Origin of the sequence: Lentzea pudingi, from assembly GCF_014646255.1 — a bacterium.
Taxonomy (GTDB): domain Bacteria; phylum Actinomycetota; class Actinomycetes; order Mycobacteriales; family Pseudonocardiaceae; genus Lentzea; species Lentzea pudingi.
The window spans coordinates 214,596-234,713 of record NZ_BMNC01000005.1; the positions used below are offsets into that span (position 1 = coordinate 214,596).

Genomic DNA, 20,118 nt, shown 5'->3' on the forward strand with positions numbered 1-20,118 from the left:
CCCCTTCCGGCGAACGGCCGGGGCTCTCGCGAACCCCGGCCGTTCAACACGATCAGCCGATCGAGTACTCGGTGACGACCTTCTCCTTGTACGCCTTCGCGACGTCGTCAAGGGCGGTCTTGGCGTCCTTCTTGCCGGCCAGGAAGTCCGCGTAGCCGACCTTCAGCGGGTCGAACAGCTCGCCGCCCTCGGGGATCCACGGACGCTCGTGCGCGACCTTCGTGACCGGCTCGAACGCCGCCACGACCTCGTTGGCCTTGACGTCGGCGTTCTGGTAGGCCGACTTGCGGGTCGGCAGCAGGCCCAGTTCCTTGGCGATGGTCGCCTGCGACTCGACCGAGGCCATGCAGGTGATGAACTTGATCGACGACTGCTTCGCCTTCGTGCCCTGGCGGATCACGTAGTCGTGGCCACCGACCGGCGCGCTGCCCTTGCCCGCGGACGGGCCCGGAACCGGCGCGATGCCGAGGTTCGCCTTGTCGGTGAACGCGGCGCCCTTGAGGTAGTCGGCGACGGCCCACGGACCGTTGACGACCATGGCGGCCTCACCGGACGAGAACGCGGCCTGCATGTTCGAGTACGAGTTCGTCGCGTCGAGCGCCGTGGTGGCGGCCTTCGCGTCGAGCAGGCCCTTCGCGGTCTCCAGCGCCTTCACGTTGGCGGCGGAGTTCACGACGATCTTCTTGGCGGCCGCGTCGACCAGGTCGCCGCCCTCGCCGTAGATGAACGGCAGCGCGTAGTACGCGTCGTTGTTGAGGAAGAACGACTTCTCGCCGCCCAGCTTCGCGGCCGCGGCCTTGAGCTCGTCCCACGTCTTCGGCGGCTCGACGCCGGCGTCGGCGAGCTTCTTCTTGTTGTAGAGCAACGCGAGCGAGTCGGTCACCTGCGGCACCGCGTAGGTCTTGCCCTCGTACTTCGTGGAGCCCAGCGGGGCCTCCAGGAAGTCGGAGGTGTCCTTCGCGAGGTCGGTGTCGGACAGGTCCGCGACGTAGCTCAGCTTCGCGAGCTGCGGCACCCACGCGACCTCGGAGCGGAAGACGTCGGGGCCCTGACCACCCTGGGCGGCGGTCTTGTAGTTGTTGAGCGCGCCGTCGAAGGCCTGCGTCTCGACCTTGACCTTGTAGCCGTCCTTGGTGGCACAGCCTTCAGCGATCTTCTTGAACACCGGGCTCTCGTTGGGACCACTGGTGTCCCAGAAGGTCACCTCACCCGAGTCGGATCCGCTGTTGCTGCTCGATCCGCCGCTACCGCACGCGGTGAGCACGAGGGCGACACCCGTCGCCATGGCGGTCACGAGGGTTGTCCGTCGCATCGTTGCTGCCGTTCCCTCCAGCTGGGGCCCCGACTCCGAGTGAGACGAGGGTGTTGCAAGGTTTTGCGATAATGTTGCGGGCGATTTCACTACCCGAACCATGGTCAGGTCAAGACATGGACCGTAACCAAGCCGTAACGGCCCTGTCTTGCAAACGCTCGTTGCAAAATTTTTCCGAACCGGGCAGGCTTGCGCCGAACCTGATCTGAGCTGGGAGGCAACGTGTCCGGACTGTCCGAGATCGCCAGGGCAGCCGGGGTGTCCATCTCGACCGTGAGCCGAGTTCTCAACAGGCGCGCGGGTGTGAACGAGGAGACCCGGCAACGGGTGCTCTCGGTGCTCGCGGAGATGCCGTACACCCCACGAGGCCTCGGTGCGCTGCAACGCACCGGCGTGATCGGCCTGCTCGTGCCGGAGCTCTCGAACCCGGTCTTCCCCGCGTTCGCCGAGGCGCTGGAGACGCGGGCCGCGCGCCTGGGCTACTCGTCGCTGCTGTGCAACACCCGCAGCGGCGCGCCGATGGGCGAGGAGGAGTACGTCCGCATGCTCCTGGCCCGCGGGGTCGAGGGCATGGTGTTCGTGTCACCGGAGATCACCAACGTCGAGGTGCCGCTCGGTCAGGCGCCACGCCCGAGCTACTACGCGAAGCTCCTCGCCGACGGCGTCCACATGGTCTTCCTCAACGGCGCCACGCCCGCGCTGGACGTGCCCGACGTGACGGTCGACGAGCAGCTCGCGGGCTACATGGCGACCCGGCACCTGATCGAACTGGGCCACCAGCGCATCGGGTTCGTCTCGGGTCCGGCGCGCTCGCTGCCGTCGCGGCTCAAGCGCGCGGGCTGGGCGGCCGCGCTGGAGGAGAACCACCTGCCGGCCGGTGGTGAGTACGTCGCGCACGCGCCGTTCAGCGCGGAGGGCGGCGGCCAGGCGCTGGCGCACCTGCTCGACACGGTGAACCCGACGGCGGTGATCTGCTCGTCCGACCACATGGCGCTCGGCGTCATGCGCGAGGCGCACCAACGAGGGATCTCGGTACCGGACGAGCTGTCGGTCGTCGGGTTCGACGACATCCCGCTGGCTGCCTACTCGTCGCCCGCTTTGACCACGCTAGCTCAGCCGATCGAGGAGATGGCGGCGGCCGCGATCGACGAGCTCGTACTGCGCCTGGACCCGGATCGCCGCAGGCAGAGCACCGACAACTACACCCGCGTGTTCCGGCCGCGGCTCGTCGTGCGGGAATCGTCCGCACCGCCGAAGTGAGATGACCTGTTGACCTAATTGGTCTGGACCAAATTCTGAACAAGGCAGATGGGTCAACCTGCGCGGATGCGTCATTGGAGGGACGCAGGTCACCCTGACTTCACGAATTGGTTCTGAACCGTTACGGTCCTTTCATGGCGCGGTCGATGCATGTGCGACGTCCGGCAACGTTGGCCTCACTGGCCGCTGAGCTGGGCGTTTCCCGGACAACGGTGTCCAACGCGTACAACCGGCCCGACCAGCTCTCGCCCGAGCTGCGTCGGCGGGTGTTGGACACGGCCCGAAGGCTGGGTTATCCCGGCCCGGATCCTGTGGCGCGCTCGTTGCGCACGCGCAAGGCCGGTGCGGTGGGCCTGTTGCTCACCGAGAACCTGTCGTACGCGTTCCGCGACCCGGCCGCGATCGGGTTCCTGGAGGGCCTCGCACTCGCGTGCGAGGACGCCGGGACCGGTCTGCTGCTGGTGCCCGCGAACCCCGAGCGCGAGGACGTGGCGTCCGTGCACCGCGCCGGTGTCGACGGCTTCGTCGTCTACTCGGTGCCGGACGACGACCCGCACCTCGCCGCCGTGCTGGAGCGCCCGGTGCCCACCGTCGTCTGCGACCAGCCGGACCTCGGCACCGTGGACCGCGTCGGCATCGACGACCGCGGCGCGATGTACGAGCTCGCGAAGCACCTGATCGATCTGGGCCACCGCCGCATCGGCGTCGTGTGCATGCGTCTCGCGCGTGACCGCAACGACGGCTTCGTGACGCCGGACCGCCAGCACGCCGCGCACTTCCACGTGCAGCGCAACCGCCTGTCGGGTCTCGCCGAGGCGTTCAGCGAGGCCGGTGTCGACTGGTCGCAGGTGCCCGTCGCCGAGCGCTTCGACCACAACACGGCCTCCGGCGCGTCCGGCGCGGCCCAGGTGCTCGACCGCGACCCGCAGATCACCGCGTTGATCTGCACCTCGGACGTGCTGGCACTGGGTGCGATGAACGAGGCGGCCCGCCGCGGCCTGCGCGTGCCGCACGACATCACCGTCACCGGGTTCGACGGCATCCGCGCCGGCGAGGAGGCCGGACTCACGACGGTCCGCCAGCCGGTGCTCGAGAAGGGCCGGGCGGCGGGCAAGCTGCTGCTCGACACGAACGAGCGCTCGCGGCCGCGGTCGGTGAACCTCGCGACCGAGCTGATCATCGGCAAGACGTCGGGGCCGCCGCGCGGTGGTGCCGAGGAGCGCTGGTTCGGGCCGTGAGGTCTAGCGCTCCAGCCTGAAGACGACGGGTGAGCTGGCCTTCCCGGCCAGCTTCGCCACCAGCAGGTAGTCGCCGGGCCCGACCTTCGTGTGGGCCCCGCACCCCGGCCGCGACGTGGAACCCGCCCACCTCGTGCCGTAGTTGAAGTTCTCCTTGGGCGCCAGCACGCGGGTCTCGGAGCCCACCGCCGACAGGCAGTGGTTGCTCGACCAGAGCACCGTCGCGCCGTCCGCGGTCAGGACCGTGAGCTCGCGGTGCTGCCGCCCGATGTCCCTGATGCACGGCACCGCCCCGGTGTTCGAGACGTCCATGGACAGTTCCGGCTGGTCACCGACGGTGTAGAGGGGCTTGTTGGCCTTCGCCACGACCCCGATCACGTCGTCCGGGCACGGCTGCGGCGGACCGGGAGGCGGGGGCGGCGGTGCCTCGGACGTCGGCGGGGGCGGCGGTGCCGTCGAGGAGGACGACGCCGCGGCGGGGCTCTCCGACATGCTCGGCGGCGGGTTCGAGGACGACGCCGCGGCCGCGTTCGTCGGCTGGGCCGACTCGCCGTCGGAGCCGAACATCCCGACGATCCAGATCACGAGCAGGAGTGTGACCAGCGCTGCCCCGATCGCGGCGAGACGGCGGCGCCAGTACACCGTGGACGGCAGCGGACCAGTGGGCTCGATCACGGCCCGAACGTAGCCCGACCAGGTCTGATCCAGGCGTAGGCGAGCGTCGCTCGATCCGGTGAACGTGATATTGAGCGGAACCCCTTGTGAACGTGCGCTAACTCCGGTTCCAATCGACGCGGGGTCCGCCGGTAGGCCATGGAGGTGTGTCACATGACCGCGATCGACGAACTGCTCAAGCGGAACTACGAGCTCGGGAACGTGGTTCCAGGAGACCGTTCGTCCGCGAAGCCGTCCCTGCAGGTGGCGATTCTGACCTGCATGGACTCGCGCATCCGGGTGTTCGAGATCTTCGGTTTGAAGCAGGGTGAGGCGCACGTGCTGCGCAACGCGGGAGGGGTCGTCACCGACGACGCCATCCGCTCTCTCGCGCTGAGCCAGCGCAAGCTCGGCACGCGCGAGGTCCTGCTCGTGCACCACACGAACTGCGGCCTCGAGATGGTCACCGAGGACGACTTCAAGGACGAGCTGGAGGCCGACACCGGCCTGCGCCCGACCTGGGCCGTCGAGGCGTTCAAGGTCGTCGAGCAGAGCGTGCGCGGGTCGATGGCGCGGCTGCGGCACAGCCCGTTCATCCCGCACACCGACAAGATCCGCGGGTTCGTCTACGACGTGCACACCGGCGAGCTGCGCGAGGTCGACGCCGCGGAGACCGCCGCCGCCTGAGGTTGCTTCGGCAGGGCCCCCTCCGGGGGGCCTTTTCCTTGCGCGACAATGGCAGGCGATGAATCACGAGTTGCTTCTGGGCTGGTGGGACACCGCAGCCCGCGACCTGCCGTGGCGCCGTCCCTCGTGCACCGCCTGGGGCGTGCTGATCAGCGAGATCATGTTGCAGCAGACCCCGGTCTCCCGCGTCGAACCGATCTGGCACGAGTGGCTGGCGCGCTGGCCCGTGCCCTCGGCGATGGCCGCGTCCTCGCAGGGCGAGGTGCTGCGGATGTGGGGCAAGCTCGGCTACCCCCGTCGCGCCATGCGCCTGCACGAGGCCGCCACGGTGATCGCACGCGATTTCGACGACGTCGTGCCGTCGGACATCGAGACCCTGGAGTCGCTGCCGGGTATCGGCAGCTACACGGCTCGTGCGGTGGCCACGTTCGCATACGGGCAAAAGTGCGCCGTCGTCGACACGAACGTCCGGCGCGTCGTCGCCCGCGCGGTGCACGGGGCCGGGGACGCGGGGCCGCCGTCGACCAAGCGCGATCTCCGTGACGTCGAGGCGATCCTGCCCTCCTCGCAGGAGGACGCCGCGGTGTTCTCGGCGGCGTTGATGGAGCTCGGCGCGTTGATCTGCACGGCGCGGAACCAGAAGTGCGCCGACTGCCCGTTGTTCGCCGAGTGCGCTTGGCAGCTGGCCGGCCGTCCCGCCTACGCGGGGCCGGAGAAGAAGGTGCAGAAGTTCGCCGGCACCGACCGGCAGGTGCGGGGGCGGCTGCTGGACGTGCTGCGGGGCGCGCCCGGACCGGTGCCGAAGCTGCAGCTGGACGTCGTCTGGAACGACATCACGCAGCGCGAGAAGTGCCTGGTGTCGCTGCTGGACGACGGCTTGGTCGAGCAGACGCGCGACGGCCTGTTCGCACTGCCTGGGGAGCACTGATTTTGTCCGAATGTTAACAAGCGGACAATCTGACAATCGCAATGTTGACATCCGGACAAGGCGGGCCGGTGCACCTGCTGGTGGCGTTCTCGCTGCGGACCGCGTCCCGGCCGAGTGCCCAGGTAGCGGCTCGGGTCGCTGCGGTCCGATGTGGTCTTGACGATGTCGGCGCCGTTCGTCTCGGCCGCTCGATCACGATCGCGTTGAACGCGCCCATCGCCGGTGCCCGTCCGCAAGCCGCCGAGCAACGCGGTCCGTCTGTCGGCTTGTTAACAATCGGACAATCGAACAAGAGGACAAGCTGACATGCACGCGCTGGTGGCGTTCTTCGACGACGAGGCGGACAAGCGTGTCCGTGACCTGCAGAAACGTGTCGGCGCGAAGCACAAGTACCCGCCACACCTGACGTACGCCGTCGCGAGCACCATCGGCCCGAAGGTCCGCAAGGAGCTGCGCGAGGACCTCGAACGGCTCTGGATGCCGGACCTCTACCTGCACACCCTCAGCACGTTCTCCACGTCCGAGAACGTGCTGATGCTCGCCGCAGTGGTCGACACCGAACTGCTCGCGGTCCACTCGGCCATTCACGACGTGCTGGCGAGCAAGGTCAAGAACCCGAGCGCGTACTACCTGCCGGGCAACTGGGTGCCGCACTGCACGCTCGTCCACGACGTCGACGACGAGGCGATGAAGGCCGCGTTCGCCGCCGTCTTCCCGGTGGAGCCGATCCGCGCGAAGGTCCGCGAGGTGTCGATCGTCGACACTCAGACCGGCGAGATCGACGTGCTCAAGAAGGCCTCCACGGCGCCCCGGTAGACCCACGGCGCGCTGTCGTGCACGACGTGACCGGCCTCCTCGACGTAGAGGTACCGGCCGCCGGACCGCCGTGCCGCTTCCGCCATCTGTCCTGGTAGCTGACCGCCGCGACCTGCTTCGATGACGAGCGAGGGGCACGCGACGGCGTCGATGAAGTCCCAGTACGCCCGCGTTCCCCAGTGGCCGGCGATCTCGTACAGGTCGTCCATCGCGGCGATCAGGTGCCAGCCGTCCTCGCGTTCCTCGAAGTAGTCGCAGAAGATCGCCGCGCCGAAGTACGACCGGACGTGGCCCAGGGATTCGAAGGGCACCGGCCAGGCGTCGAAGAGCCACTTCCACTCGTCGATCGTGCGGCCCCGGTTGTCCGGGGCGAAGTCCTCGACCACAATCGCGCGGACCAGGTCCGGACGGGTCGCCGCGAGACACCACGCGTGCAGCCCGCCCATGGAGTGCCCGATCACCACGGCGGGTCCGAGGTCCAGGTCCTCGATGGCGGCAGCGGCGTCGGCGACGAAGTCCTCGGTGCGAAACGGTCCCCGCCGCGGGTTGCGGCCGTGCCCGCGCTGGTCGAAGCCGACCACCCGGCCGAACGGCCGCAACCACTGGGCGACGGGCCACCAGGCGGTGGCCCTGCTCATCAGGCCGTGCAGGAGCAGCACGCCTTGACCCGTTCCGCCGAACTCCACGACCGACACAGGGATGATTAACGCATGAAGGCCCGCCCGTACCTGATCGCCCTGGTGTTGATCGTGCTCGTCGCAGGTCTGCTCGTCGTGTTCAGAACGCCGGGCGGCGATCCCGCGAAGCAGCAGGAGACGTCACCGCAGGCAGCGGTGGAGGCCGGGGCGGGCGCGGGCGACGCGTACTACCCGACGGACGGCAACAGCGGCTACGACGTCACGCTCTACGACCTGGCGATCACCTACGACCCGGGGTCGAAGAAGCTCGACGGCGTCGCGTCCGTCACCGCGACCGCTTCCGCCGATCTCGCGCGCTTCAACCTCGACCTCGAAGGTTTGAAGGTGAGCGAGGTGAAGGTCGCCGGGCAGCCCGCGAAGTTCGTGCAGGAGGGCGACCACGAACTGGTCATCACGCCCGCCGCGCCACTAGCGAAGGGCAAGCCGTTCACCGCGGTCATCACCTACGGCGGCCAGCCCACGACGATCGACGACGCCTCGCTCGGCCGCAGCGGCTGGCAGATCTCGTCCACCGGTGGAGCGTTCGCCGCAGGTCAGCCGCACTCCGCGACGACGTGGTTCCCGGCCAACGACACCCCGCGCGACAAGGCGGCGCTGAAGGTCGCGGCCCGCGTCCCGGACGGCTGGACCGCGATCTCGAACGGCCTCGAAGGCCCTGCGACCCGCGACGGCGGCTGGACGACGTTCACCTGGTCCGAGGAGACCCCGCTCGCGACCTACCTGGCCACGGTGGCGATCGACAAGTTCGAGGTCGTCCGCTCGAAGCTGCCCAACGGCACGCCGGTGGTCGACGCCTACGCGCCCGGCACGTCCGCGGCGAAGAAGCCGATCCAGTCGCAGGGCCCGGAGGTCCTCGCGTACCTGGAGACGAAGTTCGGCCCGTACCCGCAGCGCGCGGCGGGCAGCATCTGGGTCGCGGACCAGATCGGGTTCTCGCTGGAGACCCAGACCAGGCCGATCTACGCCGCCTGGGCCGACCTGGAGACCGTCGTGCACGAGAACGCCCACCAGTGGTTCGGCGACTCGGTGTCGATCGAGAACTGGGCGGACATCTGCCTCAACGAGTGCCTCGCGTCCTACGCGCAGTGGCTGTGGCTGGAGCACGAGGGCACCGACCTCGACCAGCGCTACCGCGACCAGGTCGAGCAGCGGCGCGAGCGGTCGTCGTTCTGGGCGCCGAAGCTCTACGACATGGGTCGCGGCAACGAGTTCCGCGGTGTGTACGACAAGGGCCTGATGGGCATGCACGCGCTGCGCAAGCAGGTCGGTGACGACGTGTTCTTCAAGGCGCTGCAGTCGTGGCTCGTGAAGCACCGCGACAGCAACGCGTCGTGGCCGGAGTTCGAGGAGCACTTCAAGCAGGCCTCGGGGCAGCCGCTGGATCCGTTCTTCAAGGCCTGGTTCCGGGACTCGGGCATTCCGGACGACCAGTACCTGCTGCCTGTCGGGGTTCGTCGCTAGAGTCGGTGGCATGGCAGTCGTGAAGATCAACGCGATCAAGGTCCCCGAGGGCAACGGCCCCGAGCTCGAGAAGCGGTTCGCCGCCCGTCTGGGCGCGGTCGACGACCAGCCCGGCTTCCTCGGCTTCGAGCTCCTGCGCCCGGTCGCGGGCGAGGACCGCTACTTCGTCGTCACGCACTGGGAGACCGACGCCGACTTCGTCGCGTGGCGCGATGGCCAGGCCGGTGCGGCCGCACACTCCGGTGAGCGTGCACGGCCCGTGTCGAGCGGTGCCGACCTGCTGGAGTTCGAGGTCGTGCTGGGCAGCAAGCCCAAGCAGTGACCGAAGAGGCTTACGACAGAGCCGCCGAGCTGATCACCGGCGCGGACGCCGTCCTCGTCTGCGCCGGTGCCGGCATGGGGGTCGACTCGGGTCTCCCCGACTTCCGCGGCACCGAGGGCTTCTGGCGGGCGTACCCGCCGTACGAGCGGCTCGGGCTGAAGTTCGAGGAGATCGCCGACCCGGTGCACTTCGCCGACGATCCCGCGCTGGCGTGGGGTTTCTACGGCCACCGGCTCGGCCTGTACCGCGCCACCGTGCCGCACGAGGGTTTCGCCGTGCTGCGGTCGTGGGGCGCGCGGGTGTTCACGTCCAACGTGGACGGACAGTTCCAGAAGGCCGGCTTCGCGGACGTCGCCGAGGTCCACGGGTCGATCCACCACGCCCAGTGCGTGGAACCGTGCACGGACGAGATCTGGGAGTGCTCGTTCGACGTCGCCGTCGACCCGGTGACGATGCGGGCGGTGGGTGAGCTGCCCTCGTGCCCGAACTGCGGCGGGCTGGCGCGGCCCAACATCCTGATGTTCGGTGACTGGGGCTGGGTGCCGCACCGCAGCCAGCGGCAGCTCGACGAGCTGACGGAGTGGCGTCGTTCGCACCGGAAACTCGCCGTGGTCGAGATCGGCGCCGGCACCGCCGTGCCGACCGTGCGGCGTCAGGCCGAGCTGGCCAGCGCCGCGTCCGGTGCGTTGATCCGGATCAACGTTCGCGAGCCCGAAGTGCGGCACGGCCCGCGGGGTGTCGCTGCCGGTCGGCGCGCTGGAAGCACTCACAGCCTTGGCACGACGAACTGCGTGACGACGGCCCGGTGATCGCTGCCGGGCACGTCGAACACGTCCACCGTGTCCACGAGGATCTTCGAGTCCACCAGCACGTGGTCGATGGTGACCGGCGGCGGCCAGAACCCGCTGTCGGAGGGCCACGTGTGGATCAGCCCCTTGCCGACCTGGTCAGCCGCGTCGACGTACCCCTTGTTCAGCAGCCGCGTCATGCCGACGTGGTCGAGCGTGGCGTTGAAGTCGCCCGCGAGCACCCTGATCGCGCCGGTCGAGTCGGGTGCAGGCAGGCCGGCGAGCTCGCGCTGCCACGCCTCCGGTCCGTCGGTGACCACGGGCGGCAACGGGTGCACCGAGACGACCTCGATGTCCTTGCCCGGCAGGTCGACCAGCGCTCCTGCCTGCTGCAACGAGCCCGGTGGCGTCAGGTTCCGCTGCGAGAGCGGGAACCGGGAGGCGAGCCCGCTGCCGGACCCGCCCGGCTCGTCGAGGAAGACCCGGTTGGGCAGCACCTGCCGCAGGCCGGCCCGGTCGAGGTCGCTCACCATGTCCGGCGTCAGCTCCTGCAACGCCAGGACGTCGATGTTGCGCTTCCTGACCTCCTGCACGACGAACTGCGCGTCCGCGATGCCGACGAGCAGGTTCGCGGTCATCAGCCTGACCTGCTGCCCCACCCCGTTGGGCCGTGCGTCGGGAAACGCCCGCGGCGCGACGTTCGCGACGAGCACGACCGCCACGATGGTCATCGTCAGCCCGATGACCCACCTCTTGCGGAACAGCGCGAACAACCCGATGAGCAGCCCTGCGACGGTGATGTACGGGGTCAGCGACGTCGCGGCGATCATGTACCGCGTGCCGTCGATGCCGAGCAGCCTGACCAGGGCGGCGGTGACGAACGCCAGCGCGCACAGGACCAGCAGGAACGTGGTGAAACCGCTCTTCTGCGGCTTCACCTCGGTGGTGACCACGTCGTGCAGTGTGCCCGAACGCGCGTCGGTCTCCGGTGTGGTGCCCATGCTTCAGAGGACGGCCGCCAGCCCCTCCCGTTGCCCTCCGAAACTGTCGGAGGTGCTCGCGGCTACACCGCGACGTCGCGCTGACTGCCCGGCACGAGGCTGAGGAGGTCGATGATCGCGTCGACCTTCCGCATCACGAACTGCGGCAGGATCGGCCCGTCAACGACGCAGTAGGCGACCCCGGCCTCAATGCACAGGTTGGGCAGTTCGTGCTGCTTGGTCTGCTTGAGCAACCACTCGACGACGTCCACGTTGAAGAAGTCCGCCGCCTCTGACAGATCGCTGGCGTACGCCACGAACGCGTGGCTGATCGACAAGGGCAACCGCAACGGCATCCACAGCGGATGGTCCCCGCGCTCGACGCTGACCGGCATCTCGCCGGCCCAGCGCGACCCGAGCCCTCCGCCTCGGACCTGCGTGATCTTCAGCGCCACCAGGTCCGCGGTGGCGACTTCAACCCGCATCTCGTAAGACGTGTTCGTGCCAACCGACGAGACCAACTCCATCGACGCCTCGGTGACCCGCACCTGCCACCCGTTCCGCGAGAAGTCCAGTGCGTAGTCGAACTTCGCCCCCGATGCACGCCCGAGCCACTTCACCAGCGTGCCGTACTCGTCGTCCATCGCGCGCTCGAAGTCGGCCGACCACGGCCGCGTGTCATCGCCCTCGTCCACGAGGGTGCCACCGATGCTCGCCGCGAACTCGCTCAACTCGGCGCGCCGAGCACGTTCGGCCTTCTTCCGACCGCGCCGGACCAGCGCGTAGATCAGAGCCACGAACGCGGCCAAGAACGCCACGAGGAGCAAGAGATTCAGCTCGTACGAGTCCGTCACAGGTCGAGGTCCCCTTCGATCCGCTGTTTCGGGCGATCTGCACCGGTGTTGTCGTATTCGTCGCTCTTCAGGTAGTTGCCAAAGTTCCGCACGGGCTTGTCGACGCCGGCGTTCGCTCCCGTGCCGACACCGAACTGACTGCGCACCGCGTCGATCGCCGCAGTCCCCATCGCCTTCGGGAACCCGCCCTCGACCCGCTGGCCGATCATTCCCTTGTCGCTGCCCCACAGCTTGGCCATCGCGGGAACCGGAACACCGGGCAGACCCCTGTCCGGGTCCTTCTTGCTGATCTCCTTGGTGAGGTCGGCGAACGCGACGTTCGTCTTCTTGTCCGCCATGGACTTCTTGATCGCCGTCCCGACGTTCTTGAACCGACCACCGAGATTGCGCAGGAAGGCCACGATCTTGTCGAGGAACTGGCGCAACTTGGCTACGATGCGGGCGACTCGGCTGCCCGTCGTCGCGACGCGCACGCCGGTGGCGGCACCAGCGGCGGCGGTCGAAGCGCCGAAACTCGGCACTGCGGCCGCCAGCGCGGGAATCCAGATCATGACCAGCCAGGTGATCAGTTCGGTGAGGATCGCCTTGATGAAGTCCTCGACGATGGTCATGATCATGCTCGAGGTCTGCAGCATGCGAGCGAGCTCACCGGCCTGCCCCGCGACACCGTCGATGCCGTTGGCGAACTCGCCGAGCTTCGTGGCAGCCACTTCGGACGTCTGCCCACCCCAGGTCTGCACCGCGTTCTTCAGGTCCTCGTCGAACTTCGCCCTCATGTCGGCGACGCCCTTGGCGATGTTGTTGAAGTTCTCCGCGGCCTGCTGCAACGCGGGACCATCGCCGCTGACGAGGTGGATTGCGTCCTCCAGCGGCTGCACCACGCTGATCAGGAAGTTCAGCCCCTGCCCCACCAACCAGCCGATCGGGTCGGTCGCGATGCCGTAGGCGGACGTCCCGAGCGCGCCGAGCACCGCCGCACCCTCCGAGACCAGTCCGGTCACCTCCGAGCCGTCCGCGCCGTCGCTGAACTTGCCCGCGGCTTCGGCGGTTTTGAGGTAGTTCCCGAGGAACGGGGTGGCTTCCGCCATCTTCCTGCCGGTGGTCTTCTCGCCGACCGTGATCTCGACGCCACCGGCGGGGATCTTCTGTTCCACCATGCCCGCGTCCCTACTTCCGGTCGATCTCGACCGGAATGTCGTTGAAGATCCTCTTCAACGCCTCTTCCTGGTCCGCGTAGCCGTCAGCGGTGCCTCGGAACTTTTCCGCACCGGACTGCATGCCCGCCTGCATGTCGGCGAAAAGTTCTTTCAGGTCAGCGAGCCTCTGCGTGTACTCGCTCTTGGTGACCCAGCCCACCACGCCCCAGGACTTGTCACCGACATCCGCCTTGGCGACGAGACCGGCGATCTCGCCCGCCCTGCCGAGGTGACCGTCCATCTTGCCCGCGAACTGGCGGAGCTCGTCCGGGTTGACGTCGAAACCGCTCATCGGCCGCCGTCCTCGTCGTCGTAGAGGTTCAAGAACCGATCATCCTTTGAGGATGGCGGAGCTTGCTTGGCCGAACGTGCGTCCCACGAGTCGCCGCGAAGCACGTTCTGGTCCGAGAAGTCCTCAGCCGGTTCGGGCGCAGGACGACGAGGAGGCGCCGGCGAACTGGGGGGTGCCTGCGGACCGGGAGACGCCGGCGGGCGCATCTGGCTTGGGAGCGGCGGGGGCGTCTGCGACGGCGAGGGTGCGGGCGCCGGTGGAACGGCTTCGTCCGCCGTCGCACGGCGCAGCTCGTCCGGTGTCATACCGAAGAGCTGGGCCTGGGTCTCCAGCACCTGATCCTTGAGATGCATGTCGTCGCCCAACGCACTCTCGACGATGCCCGCCTGCCGCCGTGCGGCTTCCGCAACCGCCTTCTGCAACGTCGACATCAGCTCGGCGGCGAGTGCATGCGGCGGGCGGCGCATGGCCTGGTCGGTCAGCCTGATGTCCTTGATGGTCCCGGACGGACCTGCGACGACCGTCACCGCGCGGTCGGCCGAGGTGGCGACCGCCTCCATTTCGGTCAGCTTCTGCTGCATCTCGTCAAGGTTGGAGAACTGCTGGTCCACCCGATGCATTTGGGTCTGGAACCGTTCGAACTGTGCAACCAACTGGTCGAACTCCGCCGACACGAACAGAACCTCCCTAGTTCTGATCCCGCATCCGGGACCTTCACCTCGACTTCTTCGAAGCAGGGAAATAGTGCCAGCGAGCAGCCTGGCAGGCAGCAAAACCGGCAAATCGACAACCTATCGAGGCGATTGCCGCGCACACGAGAACGGCCCCCAGGCCGGGGCCTGGGGGCCGTTCTTGTGTGCTGTCTAGCTAGATCACTCGCTGTCGTTCGCCGGGGCGTCCTGCGGTTCGGCGGCCGCCGTGGCGGTGAGGTCGACGGGCGGGGCGTCCGGGACGCGGGTTGGCTTGGCCTCGCCGCGGAACACGAACTTCGCCTTGTCGTGCTGGTCGGACTCGCCGTCCCAGCCCTCGACGTCGGTGATGATGATCTGGCCCGGCTGGAGTTCGCCGAACAGGATCTTCTCCGACAGGGTGTCCTCGATCTCGCGCTGGATCGTCCTGCGCAGCGGACGTGCGCCCAGGACCGGGTCGAAGCCGCGCTTCGCGAGCAGGGACTTGGCCCTGTCGGTCAGCTCGATCGCCATGTCCTTGTTCTTCAGCTGCGTCTCGACGCGGGCGATCATCAGGTCCACCATCTTGATGATCTCGTCCTGAGTCAGCTGGTGGAAGACGATGATGTCGTCGATGCGGTTGAGGAACTCGGGGCGGAAGTGCTTCTTCAGCTCGTCGTTGACCTTGTTCTTCATGCGCTCGTAGTTGGACGCGCCGTCCTGACCCGAGGTGAAGCCGAGGCCCACTGCCTTGCTGATGTCCGACGTGCCCAGGTTCGACGTGAAGATGATGACGGTGTTCTTGAAGTCCACCGTCCGGCCCTGACCGTCGGTCAGGCGGCCGTCTTCCAGCACCTGGAGCAGCGTGTTGTAGACCTCCTGGTGGGCCTTCTCGATCTCGTCGAAGAGCACGACGGAGAACGGCTTGCGGCGCACCTTCTCGGTGAGCTGGCCGCCCTCTTCGTAGCCGACGTAACCGGGAGGGGCACCGAAGAGCCGCGACGCGGTGTAGCGGTCGTGGAACTCGCCCATGTCGATCTGGATGAGCGCGTCGTCCTCGCCGAACAGGAAGTTCGCCAGCGCCTTCGAGAGCTCGGTCTTACCGACGCCGGACGGGCCGGCGAAGATGAACGAGCCGGAGGGGCGCTTCGGGTCCTTCAGGCCGGCGCGGGTGCGGCGGATCGCCTTCGACACGGCCTTCACCGCGTCGACCTGGCCGATGATCCGCTTGTGCAGCTCGTCCTCCATGCGGAGCAGACGCGTGGTCTCCTCCTCGGTGAGCTTGAACACCGGGATGCCGGTCCAGTTGGCGAGGACCTCGGCGATCTGCTCGTCGTCGACCTCGGCGACGACGTCCAGGTCACCGTCCTTCCACTGCTTCTCCCGCTCGGCCTTCTGGCCCAGGAGCTGCTTCTCCGCGTCACGCAGCTTCGCCGCGCGCTCGAAGTCCTGCGCGTCGATCGCGGACTCCTTGTCGCGACGGACGTCCGCGATCTTCTCGTCGAACTCGCGCAGGTCCGGCGGCGCCGTCATCCGGCGGATGCGCATGCGGGCGCCCGCCTCGTCGATGAGGTCGATCGCCTTGTCCGGCAGGAACCGGTCGTTGATGTACCGGTCGGCCAGCGTGGCGGCGGCGACGAGCGCGGAGTCGGTGATCGAGACGCGGTGGTGCGCCTCGTACCGGTCGCGCAGGCCCTTGAGGATCTCGATGGTGTGCTCGAGCGACGGCTCGCCCACCTGGATCGGCTGGAAGCGGCGCTCCAGCGCGGGGTCCTTCTCGACGTGCTTGCGGTACTCGTCGAGCGTGGTGGCACCGATCGTCTGCAGCTCACCGCGAGCCAGCATCGGCTTGAGGATCGACGCGGCGTCGATCGCGCCCTCGGCGGCACCCGCGCCGACGAGCGTGTGGATCTCGTCGATGAACAGGATGATGTCGCCGCGCGTGCGGATCTCCTTGAGGACCTTCTTCAGGCGCTCTTCGAAGTCACCGCGGTAGCGCGAGCCCGCGACCAGCGAGCCGAGGTCGAGCGTGTAGAGCTGCTTGTCCTTGAGCGTCTCGGGCACCTCGCCCTTGACGACCATCTGCGCGAGGCCCTCGACGACGGCGGTCTTGCCGACGCCGGGCTCGCCGATGAGGACCGGGTTGTTCTTGGTGCGGCGGGACAGCACCTGCATGACCCGCTCGATCTCCTTGGTGCGACCGATGACCGGGTCGAGCTTGCCCTCACGGGCCGAGGCCGTGAGGTTGCGCCCGAACTGGTCGAGCACCAGGGACGACGACGGGGTGCCCTCGCCACGACCGGGCGACTCCGACGTGCCCTTCTCCGTCGAGTAGCCGGACAGCAGCTGCAGCACCTGCTGGCGCACCCTGTTGAGGTCGGCCCCGAGCTTCACCAGGACCTGGGCGGCGACGCCCTCGCCCTCGCGGATCAGGCCGAGCAGGATGTGCTCGGTGCCGATGTAGTTGTGGCCGAGCTGAAGCGCCTCGCGCAGCGAGAGCTCCAGGACCTTCTTCGCACGTGGGGTGAAGGGGATGTGACCGCTGGGGGCCTGCTGGCCCTGGCCGATGATCTCCTCGACCTGCTGGCGGACGCCTTCCAGCGCAATCCCCAACGACTCGAGCGCCTTGGCGGCGACACCTTCACCCTCGTGGATCAGACCCAGGAGGATGTGCTCGGTGCCGATGTAGTTGTGGTTGAGCATCCTTGCCTCTTCTTGGGCAAGAACAACCACCCGCCTCGCGCGGTCGGTGAACCTTTCGAACATTCGCACTCCCTGACTGCTGCGTCGGCGGTCCTCGGCTCCACCGATCTACCCTGGTGAGCGCGGCACCGTGGCTCCACTGTAGTGGGCGGTCCCGAGGCCTGTGGCTCCCATCAGCGGCAAGCCGCGTCCGGTGAACGTTGACATCAGCATCAACGCAGGTCGGGCCCAACGGATTCCACAGATCGGGCGATGTCCGCTGAACGCGAACAAACAACCGTTGAGCGATACTCCTGTGACCGGGGCCACCGAGGAGGCGCAGGAGAGGCGATCTTAGGTAAGGTTAGGCAAGCCTCATGCAATGAGATTGGACTTGCGCGTTGACCGTACCTGCGAGGGTCTCACAGCAGAACCCGCGTGCGCTCACGCCACTGGCCGAATCCATCGCCCGCCTGCAGACCGGCACCGAGATCGTCTTCGGCACGCCCTCTGACGACTGGACGACCTGTTCGGACCTGCTGGCCGAGCCCACGCGCTTCGACCTGTGGCGCAAGGACCTCGCCGAGTGGATGGTCGAGCAGTACGGCGAGTCCGACGACAGGGCCACCGCCGGCTACATCATGGGCTGGTACCTGCACGTTCCCGGTCACCTGGCAGGCCTCCTCTTCCACACGGCCCGCCGGGTGCCGACCCTGCGGCCCTCGGACATGGCGTTCCGCCTGAACACCCCTGGCCGCCCGCACCCGGTCGGCACGGCGCTGTTCTGCGACGAGTTCGCCTGCCTGCCCGACGACCCGGCCTCGAACCACCCCGCCGCCACCGTCGTGCCGAACGAGGCGGCCCTCGCCGCCGTCCTGCGCGCCCGTTACGCCGCGCACGCCGCCCAGTTCGTGGCGTCGTTCGGCCAGGTGGTCCGCTTCGGCCGCCGCCAGCTCTGGGCAGCGGCGACCGACATGCTGGAGTACGGCCCGTGGGCGGCCGGCCGCCTGTTCGGCGATGAGAACGCGGGCGTGACCGACGCGGCGATGATCCTCCCCGAGAAGCTCGAACCCTTCGTGGCGGCGTCGTCGCTGCACTTCACCGACGAGGGCTGGAAGCGCAAGCGCAACAGCTGCTGCTTCCACTACGTGCTGCCGGGCGCGGAGCCGTGCACGGCCTGCCCGCGCACCTGCAACTGACTTCACCAGCAAGAAGGCCCCCTCACGACGGCGAGGGGGCCTTCCTCGTTCTGCGGGGTCGCCTGTCGCCAACGTGACCTGTCGCCTGTCGCCAACGAGTTCGTCGCCTGTCGCCAACGAACACCACGCATTTAATTCCAATGCTGCCCTCGAACTTCCTAAAAGGAAATGGGTAGGTCATCCTTGCGATGAGCGAGCAGCTGGAGGTAACACCGATGACGACGAGGAGTCGTCCCGAACCCGCGCCGAGCACCCCCGGATCAGGACGACGCGAGACTCCCCTGACCGGACCGGCGGACTGCCCGAAACGGCTGTTCGCGGAGGCTTTGCGCGCATTGCGGGACAGCACCGGCAGACCGCCCTACACCGAGCTGGCCAGGCGCGTTCCCGCCTCGGAGAGCGCGCTCTCCAAGACCGCGAGCGGCCGGAAGCAGCCGACCTTGGAGATGGTCCGGACGTACGTCGTGGCCTGCCGCGGCGACGTCGAGCACTTCGAACGCCTTTACCTCGGACTGTTCGGGAGTGCCCGGTGAACGACTTCGGCAGCACGCTTCGCCGTCTGCGTCAGGAGCGGGGCCTTTCGCTGACGCAGCTGTCCCACCTGACCAACTACTCCAAGGGCTACCTGAGCAAGCTCGAACTCGGCGAACGCACGGCGGCGACGGCCACCGCGAGGGTCTGCGACAGCGTCCTGGCAGCGAAGGGGCAACTGCTCGCGACGCTTCGGGACGACGAAGCTGCCCGAGCCGAGCAGGAGCAGGCGTTCAGCGTCCTGTCCGCTCTCGCCACCACCGACGACAACAGCGGGTACAGGTTCCGCGGCAGCGTCGACGTCTACTCGACGCAGCTGTGGGGGATCTACTCGACGTTGCGGAACATGGGGCACCACATGAGCCCCGAGCTCATCCTCCCGATGGCGCTCACGAACGTCGGCACGGCGAACGAGATGCTCAGGTCGGCGAGGCCGGGAAGCGTCACGGAGCTGTTCAACGCGCTCGCCGCGATCAAGGAGTACGCCGGCTGGATGGCCCAGGAACGGGGGCAGAACGAGTTGTGCAAGCGCCTGACGCAGGAGGCCGCCCAACTGGCCCTCGAGGCCGGCGACAGGACCCTGGAGCACTGGAAGCTGATCAGGATCGCCGACATCGCCCTGTACCTGGGTGACGGGCTGCAGATCCTGGACCTGACCCGCAGGACGCTCGCGCAGGACGGTCTCGACGACCGCACCCGTTCCTTCGCGTGGCAGCGGCAGGCCCAGGGCCACGCGCTGCTCGGCGACCACTCCGGTTGCCTGCGCGCCCTCGACGAGGCCCAGCTGTTCTTCGACGCGGCGACGGCGGCCGACCCGCAGTCGCTCGGCATCAAGAGCGTCCCCCTGCCGGTCGAGATCACCAGGGGGTGGGCGCTGGTCGACCTGTGCGTCTACGACGAGGCGGTCGAGGTGTTGCGCACCCAGATCGACGCGATCGGGACCCAGTACGTGCGGTCGAGAACGCGGTTCACGACGCGCCTGGCGCTGGCCCACGCGTCCAACGGCGACCGGGGGGAAGCCTGCGAGACGGTCCGCTCGGTGCTCCACGACATCCACCGCGTGGACTCCAACACCATCCGGGTCGACCTCAAGGCGCTGGCCGAGGTGCTGCGGCGCCGCTGGGCGGGCGACCCCGCGGTCGAGGACGTCCTGGCGGAGCTGAAGCCCCAACTGGACGGATCGGCGGGACTCGGATGAAGGTTTTCGTGAGCTACGCCCGCAAGGACAACGACGTCGAGGCGCTCCGCGAGATCGAGCGCCAGCTCAAGACGTTGCTGCCGGGCTGCACCCCCTACATCGACGACCTGCACCACGACGCGCATGGCGACCGCTACTACGGCCTGAAGCGCGCGTTCGTGGAGTCGAGGGTGTTCGTGGCCGTCCGCTCGCCCTCGTACGCGCGGACCAGGTGGACCAGGAGAGAGCTGGTTTGGGCCGGCGTCAGCGATCACAAGAGGTACCGCCTGCTCCGGGAGCCCGACCACGACCTCCCGGTCTACAAGCTGATCTCCGAGCAGGACAACGCGGCGCTGACCGCCTGACCCGAGGACG

General features: G+C 68.2%; 20 protein-coding genes and 1 pseudogene. 12 read left to right on the top strand and 9 right to left on the bottom strand.

From position 1 onward, the window contains the following. Positions 1 to 52: 52 nt before the first annotated feature. Entirely contained in the window at positions 53 to 1,312 is a 1,260-nt protein-coding gene (locus IEY88_RS19890; RefSeq protein WP_189156283.1) for an extracellular solute-binding protein, read from the bottom strand. A 222-nt stretch (positions 1,313 to 1,534) separates the two neighbouring features. On the opposite strand from IEY88_RS19890, the gene IEY88_RS19895 reads away from it, so the two are divergent. Continuing rightward, a complete protein-coding gene (locus IEY88_RS19895; protein WP_189156284.1) occupies positions 1,535 to 2,572 on the top strand; it encodes a LacI family DNA-binding transcriptional regulator in 1,038 nt (345 codons plus the stop codon). A 134-nt stretch (positions 2,573 to 2,706) separates the two neighbouring features. Then, positions 2,707 to 3,810 (top strand): LacI family DNA-binding transcriptional regulator, encoded by a 1,104-nt coding sequence (locus IEY88_RS19900; protein ID WP_189156285.1) that lies wholly within the window; start codon positions 2,707 to 2,709, stop codon positions 3,808 to 3,810. A 3-nt stretch (positions 3,811 to 3,813) separates the two neighbouring features. On the opposite strand, the gene IEY88_RS19905 is transcribed toward IEY88_RS19900, so the two are convergent. Then, positions 3,814 to 4,485, bottom strand: a complete 672-nt coding sequence (locus IEY88_RS19905) for a hypothetical protein (protein WP_189156286.1) — start codon at positions 4,483 to 4,485, stop codon at positions 3,814 to 3,816. Positions 4,486 to 4,638: 153 nt separating this feature from the next. On the opposite strand from IEY88_RS19905, the gene IEY88_RS19910 reads away from it, so the two are divergent. The 3 genes from IEY88_RS19910 (at position 4,639) to IEY88_RS19920 (ending at position 6,895) form a co-directional block, all read left to right on the top strand. Then, the gene (locus tag IEY88_RS19910; RefSeq protein WP_189156287.1) at positions 4,639 to 5,151 is read left to right on the top strand and encodes a beta-class carbonic anhydrase; all 513 of its coding nucleotides are present in this window, start codon (positions 4,639 to 4,641) and stop codon (positions 5,149 to 5,151) included. A gap of 58 nt (positions 5,152 to 5,209) precedes the next feature. Beyond that, complete coding sequence (locus IEY88_RS19915; RefSeq protein WP_189156288.1) at positions 5,210 to 6,079, top strand: HhH-GPD family protein; 870 nt, start codon at positions 5,210 to 5,212, stop codon at positions 6,077 to 6,079. 306 nt (positions 6,080 to 6,385) lie between these two features. Continuing rightward, the gene (locus IEY88_RS19920) at positions 6,386 to 6,895 is read left to right on the top strand and encodes a 2'-5' RNA ligase family protein (RefSeq protein WP_189156289.1); all 510 of its coding nucleotides are present in this window, start codon (positions 6,386 to 6,388) and stop codon (positions 6,893 to 6,895) included. Here the strand turns inward: IEY88_RS19920 and IEY88_RS19925 are convergent. After that, positions 6,844 to 7,590, bottom strand: a complete 747-nt coding sequence (locus IEY88_RS19925) for an alpha/beta fold hydrolase (protein ID WP_189156290.1) — start codon at positions 7,588 to 7,590, stop codon at positions 6,844 to 6,846. The two genes, IEY88_RS19920 and IEY88_RS19925, sit on opposite strands and share 52 nt — an antisense overlap. A gap of 15 nt (positions 7,591 to 7,605) precedes the next feature. On the opposite strand from IEY88_RS19925, the gene IEY88_RS19930 reads away from it, so the two are divergent. The 3 genes and pseudogenes from IEY88_RS19930 (at position 7,606) to IEY88_RS19940 (ending at position 10,171) form a co-directional block, all read left to right on the top strand. Further along, complete coding sequence (locus IEY88_RS19930) at positions 7,606 to 9,054, top strand: M1 family metallopeptidase (protein WP_189156291.1); 1,449 nt, start codon at positions 7,606 to 7,608, stop codon at positions 9,052 to 9,054. Positions 9,055 to 9,064: 10 nt separating this feature from the next. Next, complete coding sequence (locus IEY88_RS19935; protein ID WP_189156292.1) at positions 9,065 to 9,376, top strand: antibiotic biosynthesis monooxygenase family protein; 312 nt, start codon at positions 9,065 to 9,067, stop codon at positions 9,374 to 9,376. Continuing rightward, positions 9,373 to 10,171, top strand: a pseudogene (locus IEY88_RS19940) (SIR2 family NAD-dependent protein deacylase). The gene IEY88_RS19935 and the pseudogene IEY88_RS19940 overlap by 4 nt, the downstream one beginning before the upstream one ends. Here IEY88_RS19940 and IEY88_RS19945 read toward each other — a convergent pair. From IEY88_RS19945 to IEY88_RS19970, 6 genes are all read right to left on the bottom strand, one after another. Further along, the gene (locus tag IEY88_RS19945; protein ID WP_189156293.1) at positions 10,143 to 11,165 is read right to left on the bottom strand and encodes an endonuclease/exonuclease/phosphatase family protein; all 1,023 of its coding nucleotides are present in this window, start codon (positions 11,163 to 11,165) and stop codon (positions 10,143 to 10,145) included. The pseudogene IEY88_RS19940 and the gene IEY88_RS19945 sit on opposite strands and share 29 nt — an antisense overlap. A 62-nt stretch (positions 11,166 to 11,227) precedes the next feature. Then, positions 11,228 to 11,962 carry a hypothetical protein gene (locus tag IEY88_RS19950; RefSeq protein ID WP_189156294.1) on the bottom strand — a complete coding sequence of 245 codons (735 nt, stop codon included), beginning with the start codon at positions 11,960 to 11,962 and terminating at the stop codon, positions 11,228 to 11,230. A 32-nt stretch (positions 11,963 to 11,994) separates the two neighbouring features. Next, positions 11,995 to 13,155 (bottom strand): WXG100 family type VII secretion target, encoded by a 1,161-nt coding sequence (locus tag IEY88_RS19955; protein WP_189156295.1) that lies wholly within the window; start codon positions 13,153 to 13,155, stop codon positions 11,995 to 11,997. Between the two features lie 10 nt (positions 13,156 to 13,165). Beyond that, entirely contained in the window at positions 13,166 to 13,486 is a 321-nt protein-coding gene (locus tag IEY88_RS19960; RefSeq protein ID WP_189156296.1) for a WXG100 family type VII secretion target, read from the bottom strand. Continuing rightward, positions 13,483 to 14,160, bottom strand: coding sequence for a YbaB/EbfC family nucleoid-associated protein (locus tag IEY88_RS19965; RefSeq protein ID WP_189156297.1), 678 nt, complete (start codon positions 14,158 to 14,160; stop codon positions 13,483 to 13,485). The genes IEY88_RS19960 and IEY88_RS19965 overlap by 4 nt, the downstream gene beginning before the upstream one ends. A gap of 198 nt (positions 14,161 to 14,358) precedes the next feature. Continuing rightward, a complete protein-coding gene (locus IEY88_RS19970; RefSeq protein WP_189156298.1) occupies positions 14,359 to 16,920 on the bottom strand; it encodes an ATP-dependent Clp protease ATP-binding subunit in 2,562 nt (853 codons plus the stop codon). Between the two features lie 317 nt (positions 16,921 to 17,237). Between IEY88_RS19970 and IEY88_RS19975 the strand changes: the two genes are divergently transcribed. The 4 genes from IEY88_RS19975 to IEY88_RS19990 all read left to right on the top strand — a co-directional run bounded on the left by IEY88_RS19975 (position 17,238) and on the right by IEY88_RS19990 (position 20,108). Continuing rightward, positions 17,238 to 18,035: a (2Fe-2S)-binding protein gene (locus IEY88_RS19975; RefSeq protein ID WP_189156299.1), complete on the top strand. Its 798-nt coding sequence runs from the start codon at positions 17,238 to 17,240 to the stop codon at positions 18,033 to 18,035. A 215-nt stretch (positions 18,036 to 18,250) separates the two neighbouring features. After that, positions 18,251 to 18,568, top strand: a complete 318-nt coding sequence (locus tag IEY88_RS19980; RefSeq protein ID WP_189156686.1) for a helix-turn-helix domain-containing protein — start codon at positions 18,251 to 18,253, stop codon at positions 18,566 to 18,568. Then, positions 18,565 to 19,764 (top strand): helix-turn-helix domain-containing protein, encoded by a 1,200-nt coding sequence (locus tag IEY88_RS19985; protein ID WP_229693565.1) that lies wholly within the window; start codon positions 18,565 to 18,567, stop codon positions 19,762 to 19,764. Before IEY88_RS19980 ends, IEY88_RS19985 begins: the two co-directional genes overlap by 4 nt. Further along, a complete protein-coding gene (locus IEY88_RS19990; RefSeq protein WP_189156300.1) occupies positions 19,761 to 20,108 on the top strand; it encodes a toll/interleukin-1 receptor domain-containing protein in 348 nt (115 codons plus the stop codon). The genes IEY88_RS19985 and IEY88_RS19990 overlap by 4 nt, the downstream gene beginning before the upstream one ends. The last annotated feature ends 10 nt before the right edge of the window (positions 20,109 to 20,118 follow it).